Source organism: Thermoflexus sp., from assembly GCF_025055495.1.
Lineage (GTDB): Bacteria > Chloroflexota > Anaerolineae > Thermoflexales > Thermoflexaceae > Thermoflexus.
Genome location: NZ_JANWXB010000099.1, coordinates 1 through 15,185, shown reverse-complemented (window position 1 = coordinate 15,185; position 15,185 = coordinate 1). Strand labels below are relative to the sequence as shown.

Annotated in this window: 13 protein-coding genes; 10 read left to right on the top strand and 3 right to left on the bottom strand. The window is 62.1% G+C overall.

Features of this window, described 5'->3' with window-relative positions; translation table 11 throughout:
• Window positions 1-177: 177 nt before the first annotated feature.
• A complete protein-coding gene (locus NZM16_RS03430; RefSeq protein WP_295478554.1) occupies window positions 178-975 on the bottom strand; it encodes an alpha/beta fold hydrolase in 798 nt (265 codons plus the stop codon).
• 450 nt (window positions 976-1,425) lie between these two features.
• Here NZM16_RS03430 and NZM16_RS03425 point away from each other — a divergent pair, with 450 nt between their 5' ends.
• From NZM16_RS03425 to NZM16_RS03380, 10 genes are all read left to right on the top strand, one after another.
• Window positions 1,426-2,976, top strand: coding sequence for a hypothetical protein (locus tag NZM16_RS03425; protein WP_295478551.1), 1,551 nt, complete (start codon window positions 1,426-1,428; stop codon window positions 2,974-2,976).
• 618 nt (window positions 2,977-3,594) lie between these two features.
• Window positions 3,595-5,370: an aspartate--tRNA ligase gene (aspS, locus tag NZM16_RS03420; protein ID WP_295449843.1), complete on the top strand. Its 1,776-nt coding sequence runs from the start codon at window positions 3,595-3,597 to the stop codon at window positions 5,368-5,370.
• Between the two features lie 342 nt (window positions 5,371-5,712).
• Window positions 5,713-6,132 (top strand): response regulator, encoded by a 420-nt coding sequence (locus tag NZM16_RS03415; protein WP_295478548.1) that lies wholly within the window; start codon window positions 5,713-5,715, stop codon window positions 6,130-6,132.
• A 5-nt stretch (window positions 6,133-6,137) separates the two neighbouring features.
• Window positions 6,138-6,971, top strand: coding sequence for a molybdopterin-binding protein (locus NZM16_RS03410; RefSeq protein ID WP_295449849.1), 834 nt, complete (start codon window positions 6,138-6,140; stop codon window positions 6,969-6,971).
• A gap of 229 nt (window positions 6,972-7,200) precedes the next feature.
• Entirely contained in the window at window positions 7,201-8,343 is a 1,143-nt protein-coding gene (locus NZM16_RS03405; protein ID WP_295449852.1) for a spermidine/putrescine ABC transporter substrate-binding protein, read from the top strand.
• 288 nt (window positions 8,344-8,631) lie between these two features.
• A complete protein-coding gene (locus tag NZM16_RS03400) occupies window positions 8,632-10,104 on the top strand; it encodes an aldehyde dehydrogenase (protein WP_295449855.1) in 1,473 nt (490 codons plus the stop codon).
• 251 nt (window positions 10,105-10,355) lie between these two features.
• Window positions 10,356-11,300, top strand: coding sequence for an energy-coupling factor ABC transporter permease (locus tag NZM16_RS03395; RefSeq protein ID WP_295449856.1), 945 nt, complete (start codon window positions 10,356-10,358; stop codon window positions 11,298-11,300).
• 42 nt (window positions 11,301-11,342) lie between these two features.
• A complete protein-coding gene (gene cbiQ / locus NZM16_RS03390) occupies window positions 11,343-12,143 on the top strand; it encodes a cobalt ECF transporter T component CbiQ (RefSeq protein WP_295449940.1) in 801 nt (266 codons plus the stop codon).
• Between the two features lie 107 nt (window positions 12,144-12,250).
• Window positions 12,251-12,964, top strand: coding sequence for an energy-coupling factor ABC transporter ATP-binding protein (locus NZM16_RS03385; protein ID WP_295478545.1), 714 nt, complete (start codon window positions 12,251-12,253; stop codon window positions 12,962-12,964).
• Window positions 12,965-13,125: 161 nt separating this feature from the next.
• Window positions 13,126-13,554 (top strand): Fur family transcriptional regulator, encoded by a 429-nt coding sequence (locus tag NZM16_RS03380; protein WP_295449862.1) that lies wholly within the window; start codon window positions 13,126-13,128, stop codon window positions 13,552-13,554.
• Window positions 13,555-13,886: 332 nt separating this feature from the next.
• On the opposite strand, the gene NZM16_RS03375 is transcribed toward NZM16_RS03380, so the two are convergent.
• Together NZM16_RS03375 and NZM16_RS03370 are read right to left on the bottom strand one after the other, a co-directional pair.
• The gene (locus NZM16_RS03375) at window positions 13,887-14,612 is read right to left on the bottom strand and encodes a ScpA family protein (RefSeq protein ID WP_295478542.1); all 726 of its coding nucleotides are present in this window, start codon (window positions 14,610-14,612) and stop codon (window positions 13,887-13,889) included.
• On the bottom strand, window positions 14,609-15,185 hold a 577-nt coding region (locus NZM16_RS03370; protein ID WP_295478540.1), incomplete at its 5' end, for a hypothetical protein. The genes NZM16_RS03375 and NZM16_RS03370, both read right to left, overlap by 4 nt.

The window sequence follows — 15,185 nt, the reverse complement described above, 5'->3', positions numbered from 1 at the left end:
TTCCTTCCTTGTTTTCACGCCGCTTCGCGGCGCGGAAAAAGAGGGACATTCTCAGGCGCCGAAGGCGCCCGGCTCCCTCCCAGGGCCTCTCTGAGGAAATGAACGGCGCAACTCCTGATGTCACGCTGACCATCCGGCGTCTGCCCGTCTACACGGACAGGCCATGGATGGCTGGATCTATTCTACGAGTTCCTGTAGAAAAGCCCGGACCGCCTCGTTGAAGGCTTCGGGGGCCTCCACGTTGGCCAGATGGCCGGCCCGGGGGATCACCACCAGCCGGGCGTGGGGGATCCCTTCCGCCATCTGGCGGCCGACGTCCGGTGGGGTTACCGCATCTTCCTCCCCGACGATCACCAGCGTCGGGACCTGGATGGAGGGAAGGAGCCCCGTGCGATCCGGACGTTCGGCCATCGCCTGGAGGGCCCCGATCAGCCCGGCGGCGGGGTTCGTCATCATCTTGCGTCGCAAGGTTTCTACCAGTTCTGGCCGCTCGCGCTGGGTGGTCCCACCGAACAGGCGGGGGAGGAACGCCTCCACTGCGGCGCGCGTCCCTTCAGCCTGGATCCGTTCGATCACGGCATAGCGGTTCGCCCGCGCCTCCGGCGTATCCGCTTGATGCCGGGTGTCCGCCAGGATGAGGCCCCGGACCCGTTCTGGGTAGGCGGCGTAGAAGGCGAAGGCGACGTAGCCGCCCATCGAAAGCCCGGCCAGCACGGCCCGATCGATCCCCAGGATGTCCAACAATCCGCGCAGGTCGGCTGCATAACCGTCCATCATATACGGGCCTTCCGGAACGCTGCTTCCGCCGAACCCCCGCAGATCCACCGCGATAGAGCGAGCGATATCCCCCAGGGCCTCCACCTGCGGATCCCAAAGCCAGCGCCCCAGGGGGAAGCCGTGGATCCAGAGCACCGGGATCCCCTGGCCGCGGATATCGTAGATCAGGCGGATGCCATTGACGGTCGCGAACGGCATGGTTTCCTCCCTGGAACAGAGTATCGCGGGCCTCCCCAGGTTTTATCATAACCCAACTTGCCAGCCGGGCATCTTGCCTAGCGCTTCGTCCATTTTTCATTTGGGGGGTTTCGGGGACGGTGCGCGGGGCCTTTGCCCCTCGCACCGTCCCCGAAAGATTTTCTTCTCTTCTCTCCTCCCCACGGCCCAGAGGACCGTGGGGAGGAGAGAGAAAGGGGGAGGGGCCATGGCCTTCCGGACGGGCTTCGGTTCCTCCGATCCCCAGTGGATAACTGGATAAAGCCGTAGGAGACGTAGGGTGGTGACTATGGAAAAGATATTAGGCCCTGCCCCCCGACATGTTTCTATCTCCCCTTCCCACCCACTGGAGAGTGATGAAAAGGGAAAATCGATGAAGTGTGAAGGAGAGCCCCAGGCTTTTTAAGGCCCTCTTCTCACGAGGAGATAAAGATGGCAGGTGCAGGGAAGCCATCGCTTGGGATCCGCCTTTTGGCTTTGAATGGTGCGGCGCTGTTGGGTGCCGTTGCCGCGTTTGTTTTCTTACCTCTGCCCATCGCCCGCCTCATCAATACCAATCTCTACCCGATTGTTCTGGCTGCGCTGGGCACCTGGCTCTCCTATCAGATTTACCGCTCAACCGAAACAGGCCAGCGAGCCCGTCGGATATGGGCCCTGCTGACCGCGGCGCTGGGATCCTGGACCGTCGGCGACGTGATCTGGACCCTTAACGATCTGGTGATTCAAGCCTCTGTGTATCCCTTCTGGGACGATTTGTTCTATCTGATGGGCGATTTGTTCCTGGTGGTTTTCTTTGCGCTCCAGATTCGCTTTCTTCGTCTGGCTCTCCAGGGATGGAGACGGGTTGTGGCGGCAGGGATGATCCTGGTGTTCACAACTGGGGCGGGCTGGTTCGTGATCGCGCCGATGCTCCTGGAACCGTCTGGGAATTGGCTCGAGTTCGTTGTGAGCCTGCTCTATGAGCTTTTGTATCTGCCCATGATGATCGGTGCCTTCACCCTAACACTCGCCCTTTATCGGGGAGTATTGGGAAAGAGTTGGACTCTCATATCAATCGGAATGTTTTTGTATGTGTTTTCTAATCAAATTTATTTTTACGCTCAGTGGCGTGACCTCTATTATCCTAATGATCAAGCTACGACTCTTAGCATTCTTTTTGACCTCCTTTACATTGGCTCCTATCAGATTCTTCTAACCGGCATGTATCTGCGATGGTCTATGCCCTTCCCATCGATCCGAGTGGAGGAGGTGCTGGCCTCTGCGCCTTCGCCTCGTCCTCAAGAAGTCTGGGTCTTGCTCTCCGATGAGGGGGGACGGACATCCTTCGTGGATCCCCGCCTGATGAAGGCGATGGGGAATGCGGATGTGGGGAGGTTCGCCGGGGAGCGCTTGGGAGCGATTCTGGGAGTGCCGGAGGATTGGATCCAGAAGATCCTGCGCCAGCTCACGCTCCAGGAGTATAGTGGTCCCCACCCGGTCACGCTGTTCGGGCGGCCTTATGCGTTGCTCGCTCTGAGGGAGGAGGAGCCATCCCCGGTCGTCTACTGGCTGCTCACCCCGTGGGGCAAGCATGGGGGCCTTTCAATCAATGAGAAGCCAGATTTAGGAATCCTGCTTGCCTACGCCGTCCGCGGGACGGTTCCCAAACCTTCACCCGCAGAGCTGGCGAAGGCATATATTCAGGCCGTCTTCAGTCTGCTTTCTGTGCTATGTGCCCATTTCGGTGGCCAGGAGGTGGGGGAGCGATTTATCCAGCAGTTCCATCCGGATGAGAATGTCTGTCTGGAGGGATTAAGCCTGGGGCATCCGGATGCCGGGAGGACCTGTAGGGACCTGTTGCAGCAGGCCCAGGAGTATGCGTTGCTGGTGGTGCCCTCGGATCAATTAAGAAGCGCTATGAGGCAGTTAGAAGCCGGATTAGGGGAAGAGGTGCTTCTGGCTGCTGCGGCAGCGGGTCTGCGCCCGCATCTGTCGGATCATTAGATCGTCCTCTGAACCCTCATCGCCCGCAATCTTCTCCCTTCCCCACGCAGTGCGGGATGGTTGCAGGGTCCTCTATTAACCCGGATAACGCTTGATCGATTTTGCGCCTTCGCTTGGCAATCGAAGGGGCCTGTGCTATGCTCTCTACCAGAAGGTGAGAGGATGTAGGCGCCATGGCAGGGGTGAACGATCTGGTTTTGAATTGGAATAGGGATATCCCGGAGAACGACGTCTCCCGATCTCCATAGCGGGGGGCGGTGAGGACGTTTTGATCACCGGAGGTCAGGCGAATGAGATCCGTTCTGGGCCGCCCGCCCGCAGGAGGGCGGCCCAGCTTTTTCGAGGGGCTTTTAGGGCAGGCGGGGCGGCGGATCCCAACATACGCTATTGAACAACTTCCAAGCTCTCCGCGGGTTTTTGGGTTGGGGCGCCGTCGAAGGCGGTGCCCCAGCCCAAAAAAGATTTTCTCTCCCCCTCCTCAGGGCCTCCGGGGAGGGGGGAGGAGGAGGGGAGGGGCCTGGCCCGCTTTCCTCCTGAACGCGCGGGGATGGGACTCGATGCCTGAAGTTGCCCATGGCGTAACATGATCGCACCTTGTCCTTCTGAAGGGAGGTCTATATGTTGAAGACCCACGGGTGTGGAGAGTTGCGTCCGACGCACATCGGCCAGGCGGTCGAGCTGGCGGGCTGGGTTCATCGCCGTCGGGACCATGGAGGATTGATCTTCATCGATCTGCGGGATCGCAGCGGCATCGTGCAGGTGGTAGGCGATCCCTCCCGTTCGGCCTCGGCGCATGCGGCGCTGGATGAAGTCCGCTCGGAGTATGTGATCCAGGTCCGCGGCCTCGTTCGCCGACGCCCGGTCGGCGCGGAGAACCCGAACCTGCCGACGGGGGAAATCGAAGTCGAAGCGCATGAGGTCCGCATTCTGAACCCCGCCCGTCCGCTGCCCTTTTCTATCGATGAGGACGGCCGTCGGATCGATGAGATGGTCCGCCTGCGCTATCGCTACCTGGATTTGCGCCGCGCCCGGATGCAGCGGAACCTGATGCTGCGCCATCAGACTACCCGGGTCATCCGGGACTATCTCGACGCCCGGGGGTTCGTGGAGGTGGAGACGCCCATTCTGATCAAGAGCACGCCGGAGGGGGCGCGGGACTTCATCGTCCCCAGCCGGCTCCATCCAGGGAAGTTCTATGCCCTCCCCCAATCCCCCCAGCAGCTCAAGCAGCTATTGATGGTGGCGGGGTTGGAGAAATACTACCAGATCGCCCGATGTTTTCGCGATGAGGATCTGCGGGGCGATCGGCAGCCGGAGTTCACGCAGCTGGATCTGGAGATGTCCTTTGTGGACCGGGAGGACATCCTTCAGGTCATCGAAGGCTTGCTGATCGAGGTGGCCCAGAGGGTGACCCCGCATAAGCGTTTCCGCGTTCCCTTCCCCCGCTTCACCTACGCGGAGGCGATGGCCCGGTATGGCTCCGACAAGCCCGACCTCCGGTTCGGTATGGAACTGGTGGATCTGACCGATGTGTTCCGGGAGAGCGCGTTCGAAGTGTTCCGGGCAGCGGTGCAGAGCGGAGGCCAGGTGAAGGCGTTGCGGGCCCCCGGATGCGCAGGCTACGGTCGCCGGGAGATCGACGAGCTGACGACTTATGTGAAATCCCTGGGCGCCCAGGGTCTGGTCACCTTAGCCTTCACCGGGGACGGCGTGAAAGGGGGAGCAGCGAAGTTCCTCACCGAGGGGGAGCGGGCGGTCATCGCGGAACGGACGGGCGCGGGAACGGGGGATCTCATCTGTATGGTGGCGGACGCGCCGGAGACGGTGGCCAAAGCCATGGGAGGGCTGCGGTTGCTCTTTCGGGATCGGTTGCAACTGGCCGATCCGGACGAGTTCGCCTTCGCATGGATCCTGGAGTTCCCCATGTTTGAGTGGAATGAGGAGGAGGGCCGCTGGGAAGCGATGCATCATCCATTTACCTCGCCGATGGACGAGGATCTGGATCGCCTGGAAACGGATCCGGCGTCGGTTCGGGCGAAATCCTACGATATCGTGTGCAATGGATATGAGATCGGGGGGGGCAGCATCCGGATCCATCGTCGGGATGTTCAGGAAAAGGTCTTCCGGTTGCTGGGCTACACGCCGGAGCAGGCTCGCGCCCGCTTCGGTCACATGCTGGAAGCCTTCGAGTTCGGCGCGCCGCCTCACGGGGGGATCGCCCTGGGCCTGGACCGTCTGGTGATGCTCCTGGCCGATGAGCCGAATATCCGGGAGGTCATCGCCTTCCCGAAAACCGCCAGCGCCATGGATCTCCTCTTCGACGCCCCATCGGAGGTGGATGAGCGCCAGTTGCAGGAGCTTCATATTCGGGTGGTCCGCGAGGATGAGGGATGATGCCCCACGGTGTATGGGAGAGCTGGGTGATGGGGCAGGCGGCTTTGCCGATCGCCTTATCCTTCCAACTTTTCTCGTGTTGCGTTCCCCTGGAAAATCCAATTCGTTTGTCAGAAGGATCTGTTCCCATTAAACTTTAGTAAATTACAGTATTTCTCCCTTTGAAGGCTTTTAGGGGCGCTGATGGAAGGGCTGCCCGCCCCGGTCTGCGCTCGGGAAAGCGGGAGGCGCGATGGATGTTCCCGGGGGACGTGAGCCGTCAGAGGCGGCTTACGCCCCTGGGGAAAGCTTTGGGTTCCCTTGGGTCACAACAGGGTGACTTTCTCAGGTAAGGAGTTCCGCATGGCTGAAGGGGATCGGAGAAAGATCCGCATCGTGTGCATCGAAGACGATCAGGACATGATCGATCTGATCCGGCTGATCGTCACCCGACGCGGCTATGAGCTGGTGGGGTGGGCGACGGGAGGCGTGGAGGGCATCGAAGTCATCCGACGGGAGAAGCCGGATCTCGTCCTGCTGGATCTGATGATGCCGGATATCGATGGTTGGGAAGTTTACCAGCAGATGAAAGCGGATCCCGAGCTGCGCAACATCCCGGTGATCGTGGTCACGGCCCGAGCGCAGCATGTCGATCGCATTCTGGGGCTTCACATCGCCCGCGTGGATGATTATCTCACCAAGCCTTTCGGGCCCTCGGAGTTGATCGCCAGCATTGAGCGGGTGATGAGCCGTTCGGTCCCTAACCCGTCCGGCCCGGAGTGAGCCCCATGGGGTCTTCCTCCCCGACGGTGGAGATCTTCGCCATCGGGAACGAGTTGTTGCTGGGCGAGGTGGTTGACACCAACACATCCTGGTTATGTCGTCTCCTCACTGGGCTGGGGGGAAAGGTGGGGCGGGCCGCTCTGTTGCCGGACGATGTGGAAGCGATCCGATCCGAACTGGAAGGCGCATTGCGACGAAGGCCGGACTTGGTGTTCACGACCGGTGGCCTGGGGCCAACGGAGGATGATCGGACGTTAATCGCGGTAGCGCTGGCCACGGGCCGGCCGCTGGAAGAGCATCCCCAGGCGCTTCGGATGGTGGCGGACCGATATCAGGCCCTGGCCGCGGCAGGCTACGTGGCCAGCCCGGAGCTCACGCCGCCGCGCCGCAAGATGGCGCTTCTACCCCAGGGGGCGGTGCCCCTGGCCAATCCGGTCGGCGTTGCTCCTGGGGTTCTTCTCCCCCTCGAACCCACCCCTTTGATCTGCCTCCCCGGAGTCCCTGAGGAGATGAAAGCGATCGTTCAAGGCGCCCTTGCACCCTATCTTCAATCCCGTTTTGGGAGGGCGGGCTTTGCCGAGCTCCGCATGCTTGTCGATTGTGGGGATGAATCCCGCCTGGCGCCTTTGTTGGAGGAAATCCGGCGTCAACTGCCCCAGGTATATATCAAGTCCCGGGCCCGGGCCTTTGGTCCTGGCGTTCGCCTCCGGATTTACTTTTCCGCCACCGCCTCTACTCCAGAGGAGGCACAGGCCCTGATCGAGAAAGCCCGCTGTCGCCTGGAGGAACAGCTGGCGAAGGCCGGGATCGCATCGGAGATCCTCAGCCGCGAGGATTGAGCCTGCCGTAGAGCTTTCGGGGTTGGGTGGGGCCGCTGAAGGGGCTCCACCCAACCCCTCCTGGAAAGAGCTGAGGGAGAGGGAGGATGAGGGGGTAAGGGGTCGCGTCGAACAGCCCTTGCCCCGGGGCTCTTCCCGAGCAGGTCGTTACCGGCGATGCGATGCGGCGTCCCCAGATGTAAGGACCCAGCATTGCAACGCCCATATATCTCGGAGAGGAGGTGCAGCCATGGGAATCGCCGGGCGTGGTTTCTGTCTGCTGGTTCTGATGACCCTCCTGGCCGCATGCGGGGCTCCAGCAGCCGCACCGACGCCAGCCCCCCCTTCGATCTCACCCGCCGCTCCCGCTTCTTCCCCTGGTTTGGAAGACTCCTGCGGCGATCGATCGAAGCTTTCGAAAGAGCTTTACCTGTTCAACTGGCCGGATTACATCGCTCAGGAGGTGCTGAATCGGTTTGAGCAGGAGTGCGGGGTCAAAGTGATCGTCGATACCTATGATTCCAATGAGACCTTGCTGGCCAAGCTTCAAGCCGGCGCAACCGGTTATGATATCATCGTGCCTTCCGATTATATGGTCTCGATCATGATCAAAGAAGGAATGCTGGCTGAGCTGGACAAGAACAACCTCCCCAATCTCAAGCACATCGACCCGGCTCATCTCGGCCTGTATTTCGATCCAGAGAATCGATACACGGTGCCTTACATGTGGGGGACATCCGGGTTCATGTATGACACAGCGGCGATCCCCCGAGAGCTAAAGAGCTGGAAAGACGTGTTCGAGCCAGCTCCGGATGTGCAGGGGAAGATCTCCATGCTGAAAGATGAGCGGGAGGTCATCGGGGCGGCCCTGAAATATCTGGGGTTCTCCATGAACACGACCAATCCGGATGAGTTGCAGAAGGCCAAAGAGGTTCTGCTCCGTCAGAAGCCCTATGTGAAAGCGTATACCAGTGACACGAATCGCGACCTCCTGGTGGCCGGCGAGGTCGTCCTCGCGCATATCTGGACCGGGGACGCGATCCGGGCCCGCGATGCCAAGCCCTCCCTGAAGTATGTGATCCCGGATGAGGGGTGCACCATCTGGCAGGATAATCTGGCTATCCCCAAGACGGCAAGGAATAAATACACGGCGGAGGTTTTCATTAACTTCCTGATGCGGCCGGATATCGCTGCTGTGAACGCAAACACGATTAAATTTGGTAGCCCGAACCGGACGGCGATCCAGCAGCAGCTGATCGATCCGGCTCTCCTGAACGATCCGGGCATCTATCCGCCGGAGGCATTGAAGCGCAAAATGGAATGGTTGATCGATGTGGGGGAGGCCATTGAACTGTATGATCGCATCTGGACGGAGCTGGGGGTCGAGCAGTAAGACAGCCCCCTTCAACCCATAGGGTGGGATCGGGCGGCGATGATCCCGTGGATCCTCCTCCAACGTTTCGAGGGTTGTGGGGAGGGGCGATCCACCCCGTTCCGGCCATCGGGCGGCCCGCTCTCTGGCTTGCGCGGATGCCGGACATCAGCCAAAGCGATCCGGGAACGGACCGCCCCTTCCCTCCAAAATCCTGAGGGACTGAGGAAGGATCAAGGATCTTACCCGGCAAATCCAACGGACGGCGCGGATGCGCGGCAAAGCCCGGAGGCACTCAGGAGGGCTGGGATGAAACGGATGTGGATCGGCGGGGAATGGACAGCGGGATCCGCCCGGGGGGAGATCCCGGTTCTGGATCCGGCGACCGAAGAGGTGCTGGAGACGGTGCCCCGGGGGACACCTACGGATATCGAGGCCGCGGTGGCGGCCGCCCGGCGGGCTTTTGAGAGCTGGCGGAGGGTGCCCGCGCCAACGCGGGCCGAGATGCTGCATGAGGTGGCTCGTAAAATCCGGGACCATCGGGAAGAGCTGATCCGGTTATTGACTCTGGAAGAAGGAAAGCCCTGGCCGGAGAACGAAGAGGAGATCCTGTGGTCGGCGAACACCTTTGATTATTACGCGGAATTGGCCCGCCACGAGCGCGGCCGGGTGATCCCCTCGCCGGAGCCGGGTCAGTTGAATCTGGTGCTGAAGGAGCCTTATGGAGTAGTGGGCTGTATTGTCCCCTGGAACTATCCGATCCTTCTCATGGCCTGGAAGGTTGCACCGGCGCTCGCTGCAGGCAACACGGTGATCATCAAGCCCTCCGAGCTCACCCCTCTGACCACCCTGCGCTTGGCCGAGATCGCCATGGATCACCTCCCGCCGGGCGTGGTGAACATCGTGACCGGATATGGCCCGGAAGCGGGTGAACCTCTGGTCCTGCATCCAGAGGTCCCGGTGATCGCCTTCACCGGTTCCCTGGCGACCGGCCGGCGGATCGCCTCTCTGGCGGCCCCGATGATGAAGAAGCTCCATCTGGAGCTGGGGGGCAAAGATCCGTTTGTGGTTGGGCCCGACGCCCCTCTGGAGATCGCTGTGAAAGCCCTGGCTTATGCCGCCCTGATCAATGCCGGGCAGGTTTGCACCAGCACGGAGCGGGTGTATGTGCCGGAGGGGATTTATCACCGATTTGCGGAGGAGATCGCTGCCTTTGTCAGCACGCTGCGCATGGGCCATGGGCTGGATCCTCACACGGATATCGGTCCCATGGCGGGCCCGGATTACCGGGCCAAGGTGGAGGATCATGTCGCGGATGCTCTGGCCCGGGGCGCTCGGGCGCTGACGGGTGCCCGAAGGCCTTCCTATCTGCCTCGAGGCTTCTTTTATGAGCCGACCGTCCTGATCCACGTCGATCACACCATGAAGATCATGCGCGAGGAAACCTTCGGCCCGGTCATCCCTCTGATGCCTTATCGCACCTTCGACGAAGCGATCGCCTTATGCAACGATAACCCCTACGGGCTGGGCGCCTGTCTGATGAGCCATGATCCCCGGCTGATCCGTCGCTTCTATGAGGAAGTGCAGGCCGGGACGATCTGGATCAACGATCCCCTGACGGATAACTATGCGGGTCCCTTCGGGGGGATGAAGCTGAGCGGCGTCGGCCGGGAGCTGGGCCTCGAAGGGCTGGAGGAGTTCCGGCAGACCAAGCATGTGCACTGGGATATCGAGGGCGGCGAGAAGCCGTGGTGGTTCCCCTATGGACCTCGAAATGAATAGGCTTGTGGGGTAGGGCGGGCAGCGAAGCCGCCCGCCCTACCCCACTTTTACCTCCTCCTCCCGCTGCGCAGCGGCGTGAGGAGGGAGGATCGAGCCCCTTGCAGCCGCCGGGTGGTTCCCCCTCTGGCCGGCTGGAACGTCTTCTTCAGCCCATCTCCCTATATGAACGCACCTCTCAGTTTTGCAATTCATTTGCAATTGCTATAAGCTTGCAATAGCCGCCATATGAGTCCGACAGCGGAGGGACGGCCATGCATATCCCGGATGGCTTTCTTTCCCCCTCTGTGGTTCTGCCTCTCTGGGGAGTCAGCGCAGGGATCAGTGGATACGCGTTGCGGCGGGTCAGCCGGGAGCTCACGGAGCGAGAGACCCCGGTGATCGGCGTGGTGGCCGCCGGGATCTTCGCTGCTCAGATGCTGAATTTCCCGATCGCCGGGGGGACTTCGGGGCATCTGATGGGCGCCGCCCTGGCCACGTTGCTCTTCGGACCGTGGGTGGCGATCCTGATCATGACCTGTGTGCTGACCATCCAGGCGCTGGTCTTTCAGGACGGCGGTTTGATCGCGCTGGGGGCGAATATTTTCAACATGGGGATCGTAGGAGCCCTGGTCGCCTACGCGGTGGATCAGACGCTTTGGGGCGTGTTCGGAGACCGACGGTGGATGCGACCGGTGGCGGCTTTCCTGGCGGGCTGGACGGCGGTCGTGATGGGGGCGCTGGCCACCGGGCTGGAGCTGGCCCTTTCCGGCCTGGTCCCTGCCGATGTGGTCCTGCCCGCAATGGGTGGCATCCATGCCCTGATCGGTGTGGTGGAGGGCCTGATCACTATGAGCGCGGTGGCGTTCCTGTCCGCGGTCCGTCGCGAGCTCATGATCGAACGGCCGGTCGCCGGGCGAATCCCCTTATGGACGGCGGGTCTGGCTCTCATCCTGATCCTGACGTTGCTGGCTCCTCTGGCCTCCGCCGATCCCGATGGGCTGGAGCGGGTGGCGGAGGATCTGGGTTTCATCCAGGCGGCTCGCCCCTCCGCCTTCTCGTTGTTGCCGGATTATACGATCCCGGGCCTTCCCAACGAGAGCCTCGCCACGATCCTGGCCGGGATTTTGGGAGCCCTCATGGTGTTCGGGCTGGTCGTCATCCTGTGGTTGGGGCAGCGTTCCCGTCGGGGGGAAAGGGCCTCCAATTCGAAAACATAACGCATGGTTGCCAACCCGTGCGGTGAATTCCTGAGGAGCGTGATGCATTTTCATTTCCACGACCCCTACCAGCCTCTGGACAGCCCGGTTCACCGCCTGGATCCCCGGGTGAAGCTGGCCTTGGCCCTGGGGTTTATTTTGACCGCCACGCTTCTGCCAGCGGGAGCTTGGCTGTCCTATGCCCTGCTGGGTGCGGCGGCATGGGTGGGGGCACACCTCTCCGGTCTGGGAATCCGAACCGTTCTGCGACGTTCGATGCTGGCGTTGCCCTTCGTCCTCGCTGCCTTCCCTGTGGTGTTCACCGCTCCCGGGCCGTCCTGGCTCACGTTTCCGTTGGGCCCATGGCAGGTATCGGTGCGCGCGGAAGGGGTGATCCGGCTCCTGAGCGTCCTTCTCAAATCGTGGCTTTCCCTTCAGATCGCAGTGATCCTGGTTGGGACCACGGCGTTTCCAGAGCTTCTGGTCGCCATGCGGGCGATGGGGGTTCCCCGCTTCCTGGTTATGACCTTTGGGCTGATGTGGCGTTATCTGTTCCTTCTTGTGGATGAAGCGATCCGGATGCTACGGGCCCGAGAGGCCCGGAGCGTGGCGCCGGAGGTCCCGGACCGTCGAGTAGGGGGGACCCTGGTCTGGCGAGCTCAGGTGACCGGTCGGATGGTAGGGACGCTGTTCCTCCGCACCCTGGAGCGAGGGGAGCGGATCTATATGGCGATGGTGGCCCGAGGATATGATGGGGAAGCGCGAATGCTTTCTATGCCCTCTTTATCTCAGCGGGACCTCGTGCTTCTCACCGGCGGCTTGCTTTTTCTAATGGGGTCCCTCCTCCTGGGATGGCTGTTCTGATGGCGTCAATGACTGGAGGAACCTCGGGGGCTGGGCTGGGGGCCCTCTCAGCCCCCGAAAACGAAGATAGACAAAGCATGAGCTGCCTGGTTCCAAAGGATGGGAAGATGTGGCCGCTGATCGAAGCGGAGGAGCTGGTCTACATCTATCCGGATGGTCATCCCGCGCTGCAGGGGGTCTCCCTGCGGATGGGGCGGGGGGAGAAGATCGCCTTGGTGGGGCCCAACGGGGCGGGGAAATCCACCCTGTTGCTCGTGCTGGGCGGCCTGCTTCGCCCCACGGCGGGGATCCTGCGGGTTGAGGGAGTGGAGGTGGGAAACGGGGATCCCCGACGCCTTCGGGCGAAAGTGGGATTGGTCTTCCAGGATCCGGATGATCAGTTGTTCTCCCCCACCGTGTTCGATGATGTGGCGTTCGGGCCGATCTATCAGGGGCTGCCGGAACGGGAAGTGCGGGAGCGGGTGGTTCAGGCGCTGGAGGCGGTGGGAATGGCCTGGGCCGCTTCCCGGATCTCCCATCATTTAAGCGTGGGGGAGAAGAAGCGGGTAGCGATCGCTACGGTGCTGGCGCTTCGGCCCGAGCTCATGTTGCTCGATGAGCCCACGGCCGGCCTCGATCCCCGGGGTCGTCGGGAGCTGATCCGGTTGTTACGGGAGCTTCCTCAGACCATGCTGGTGGCCACCCATGACATGCGCCTGGTCGCCGAGCTGTTCCCCCGTGTGATTATCATGGACCAGGGGCGGATTGTAGCGGATGGGCCTGCCCATGAGATCCTACGAGATGAAGGGCTCCTGCAGGCCCATGGGCTGGAGCCTCCCTAACAGCCTCCTCAAGGGATAGTGGAATATTTTTCTGAGGGTGGGGACCCCCTTCAGCGGTCCCCACCCTCAGAAAAGCCTCTTTTTCTCTCTCCTATGCGGGAAAGGGGAAAAGAGCAAGGGAATCGACAGCTCAAATCAGGTTCCTCCCGAAGGAGCGTTCGATGCCTCATTGTATTCATGCCCGTCATCTGTTGCGGGAGCATGGCTATCGGGTGACCCCGCAACGATTGATGGTGCTGGAGGTGATCCGCACGGCGGATCATCATCTGACCGCCGAGGAGATCCATTCGGCCATGCAGGAACGGTATCCTGGCGTGGATCTCTCCACCGTCTATCGCGCCCTCCGGTTGTTCGTTCGCCTGGGACTTGTGGAACAGCGCGAACTGGGAGGTGGCCGCCGGGTATATGAGTGGCGGACGCATCCGGATCACGGACACTTCCTGTGTGAGCGATGTGGGCGGTTGGAGCATCTGGAGGGGGCGCTTCTGGAGCCGCTCCGTCTCGCGCTGGAACGCGCGCACGGCTATCAGGTGCATCGGGTGGAGGCAACGGTGTTGGGGGTGTGCCCGGCTTGTCGAAATGCCTCGTGATCGGACTTGCGTCGTTCGTCTGCCCGGGAGGAGCTGGCGGGGCTCCTCATTTTGAGGGCGGGTGGGGCCGCCGAAAGCGGCCCACGCCCTCTGGGCTGGGGCCCTCTGAAGGCGGCGCCCCAGCCCCAAAACCCACGGGAGAGCTCGTTGCGCTATTCCGTTGTCTGTTTTTCACTTGGGGGTTTTCGGGGGCGGCAAGGGGGGCCAAAGGTCCCCCTCACCGCCCCCGAAAGATTTTTCCCCTCCCCACGGCCCTCTGGGCCGGGGAGGGGCCATGGCCTTCCGGACTTGCTTCGGTTCCTCAAATCCCCAGCTGATAACTGGACAAAGCATTACGGGCACGGCTCGATGTAAATCTCATCGAACAGCCGGCTCTGGCGGGCAAGCACCCGGCGCTGTTTCAGAAGCTCCAGCAGGCCCAGGAAAAGGGCGATGAGATCATAGCGGGTCTCCGCTTCCCGAAGCAGATGGCTCAGCGCCACCCGCTGTCCATGCTGCACCGCTTCCAGGATTCGTTCGATCGCCTCGTGGATAGTCAGGCGATAAGGGGTGAGAAAGCGATCAACGGAGAGGGCCTCCGGCTGAGCCAGCAGCGCGCGGCGAGCCAGGCGAAGGAGAGCTTCCAGGGGGACGCCTTCCAATCCGATCCCGGGAGCCTCCGGCTGGGGGGGCGGCGCGGTTCGCCCATAAGCAGTGAACCCCTCCCGTTCGGCAAGTTGGCGGGCCAGCATCCGGAAGAGACGATAGGCCTTCAGCTGCTCCACCAGCGCTTCCCCCATGTCTTCTTCCTGCTCATCCGGCTCCGGCGGCCGCGGCAGGAGCAGGGAAGATTTGATGTAAAGCAGTTTGGCGGCGATCACCAGATATTCCGCCAGCTGGTCCAAGGTTAATGCCTGAAGGATGGTCACATATTCCAGATACTGGGCCGTGACCTGGGCCAGTGAGATCTGGGTGATGTCCAGATCATTCCGCTCAATCAAGTAGAGGAGAAGGTCGAGCGGACCTTCAAAGAGCGGCAAGCGCACTGGAGGCAGGGTGGGTCTGAAAGGAGCGGTCATGGGGCCTCCTGGAGCCAGCGCCAGAGCAAGCCCATCGCGGCATTCGCCGCCCACTCCGCTGCATGGGGCAAGGGGCCTCGATGGCCGCGCTGGAGGCTTCGGGAGCCTTCTGGGGCGGCCATGGCGACAGTGATCTGGAAGTTCTCTGCCCCCTGGAGAACTTCCGCGGCCATCCCCACCGTGGTCCCCATCTGGCGACGGATCGCTTCCGCTGCATGTTCGGGGGCGACCGCCAGCCGGGCGCGCACCTCCCCGATGCGGAAGACCAGGCCCTCCGGATCCGCCGCCGCCAGGCGTCCACCCAGTAATCCCATGGTGCCCCGCTCCAGAGTGGCCAGCGTGAGCCCGCGCTCCCGAAGCGTGGCGATCAAGGCTTCCTCCGGCGTGCATGTCCCTTCGCCGTAGATCGCCCATCGGAGACGCTCCCGGATGGTCTGAACTGTCGCCTCCGCCCGGGCGGCGGCTTCTTCCGGCGTGGTGCCCCGCGCGCGGATCCGGATATCCACCATCCCGGGGTGAGCGTTCAGCCCCACCTGGGGATTCTCGCCCTCCAGCAGATCGCGCAATCGTTCA

Coding starts and splice junctions, on each gene's coding strand:
- NZM16_RS03430 (WP_295478554.1), bottom strand. CDS start 975: ATGCCGTTCGCGACCGTCAATGGCATCCGCCTGATCTACGATATCCGC.
- NZM16_RS03425 (WP_295478551.1), top strand. CDS start 1,426: ATGGCAGGTGCAGGGAAGCCATCGCTTGGGATCCGCCTTTTGGCTTTG.
- aspS (WP_295449843.1), top strand. CDS start 3,595: ATGTTGAAGACCCACGGGTGTGGAGAGTTGCGTCCGACGCACATCGGC.
- NZM16_RS03415 (WP_295478548.1), top strand. CDS start 5,713: ATGGCTGAAGGGGATCGGAGAAAGATCCGCATCGTGTGCATCGAAGAC.
- NZM16_RS03410 (WP_295449849.1), top strand. CDS start 6,138: ATGGGGTCTTCCTCCCCGACGGTGGAGATCTTCGCCATCGGGAACGAG.
- NZM16_RS03405 (WP_295449852.1), top strand. CDS start 7,201: ATGGGAATCGCCGGGCGTGGTTTCTGTCTGCTGGTTCTGATGACCCTC.
- NZM16_RS03400 (WP_295449855.1), top strand. CDS start 8,632: ATGAAACGGATGTGGATCGGCGGGGAATGGACAGCGGGATCCGCCCGG.
- NZM16_RS03395 (WP_295449856.1), top strand. CDS start 10,356: ATGCATATCCCGGATGGCTTTCTTTCCCCCTCTGTGGTTCTGCCTCTC.
- cbiQ (WP_295449940.1), top strand. CDS start 11,343: ATGCATTTTCATTTCCACGACCCCTACCAGCCTCTGGACAGCCCGGTT.
- NZM16_RS03385 (WP_295478545.1), top strand. CDS start 12,251: ATGTGGCCGCTGATCGAAGCGGAGGAGCTGGTCTACATCTATCCGGAT.
- NZM16_RS03380 (WP_295449862.1), top strand. CDS start 13,126: ATGCCTCATTGTATTCATGCCCGTCATCTGTTGCGGGAGCATGGCTAT.
- NZM16_RS03375 (WP_295478542.1), bottom strand. CDS start 14,612: ATGACCGCTCCTTTCAGACCCACCCTGCCTCCAGTGCGCTTGCCGCTC.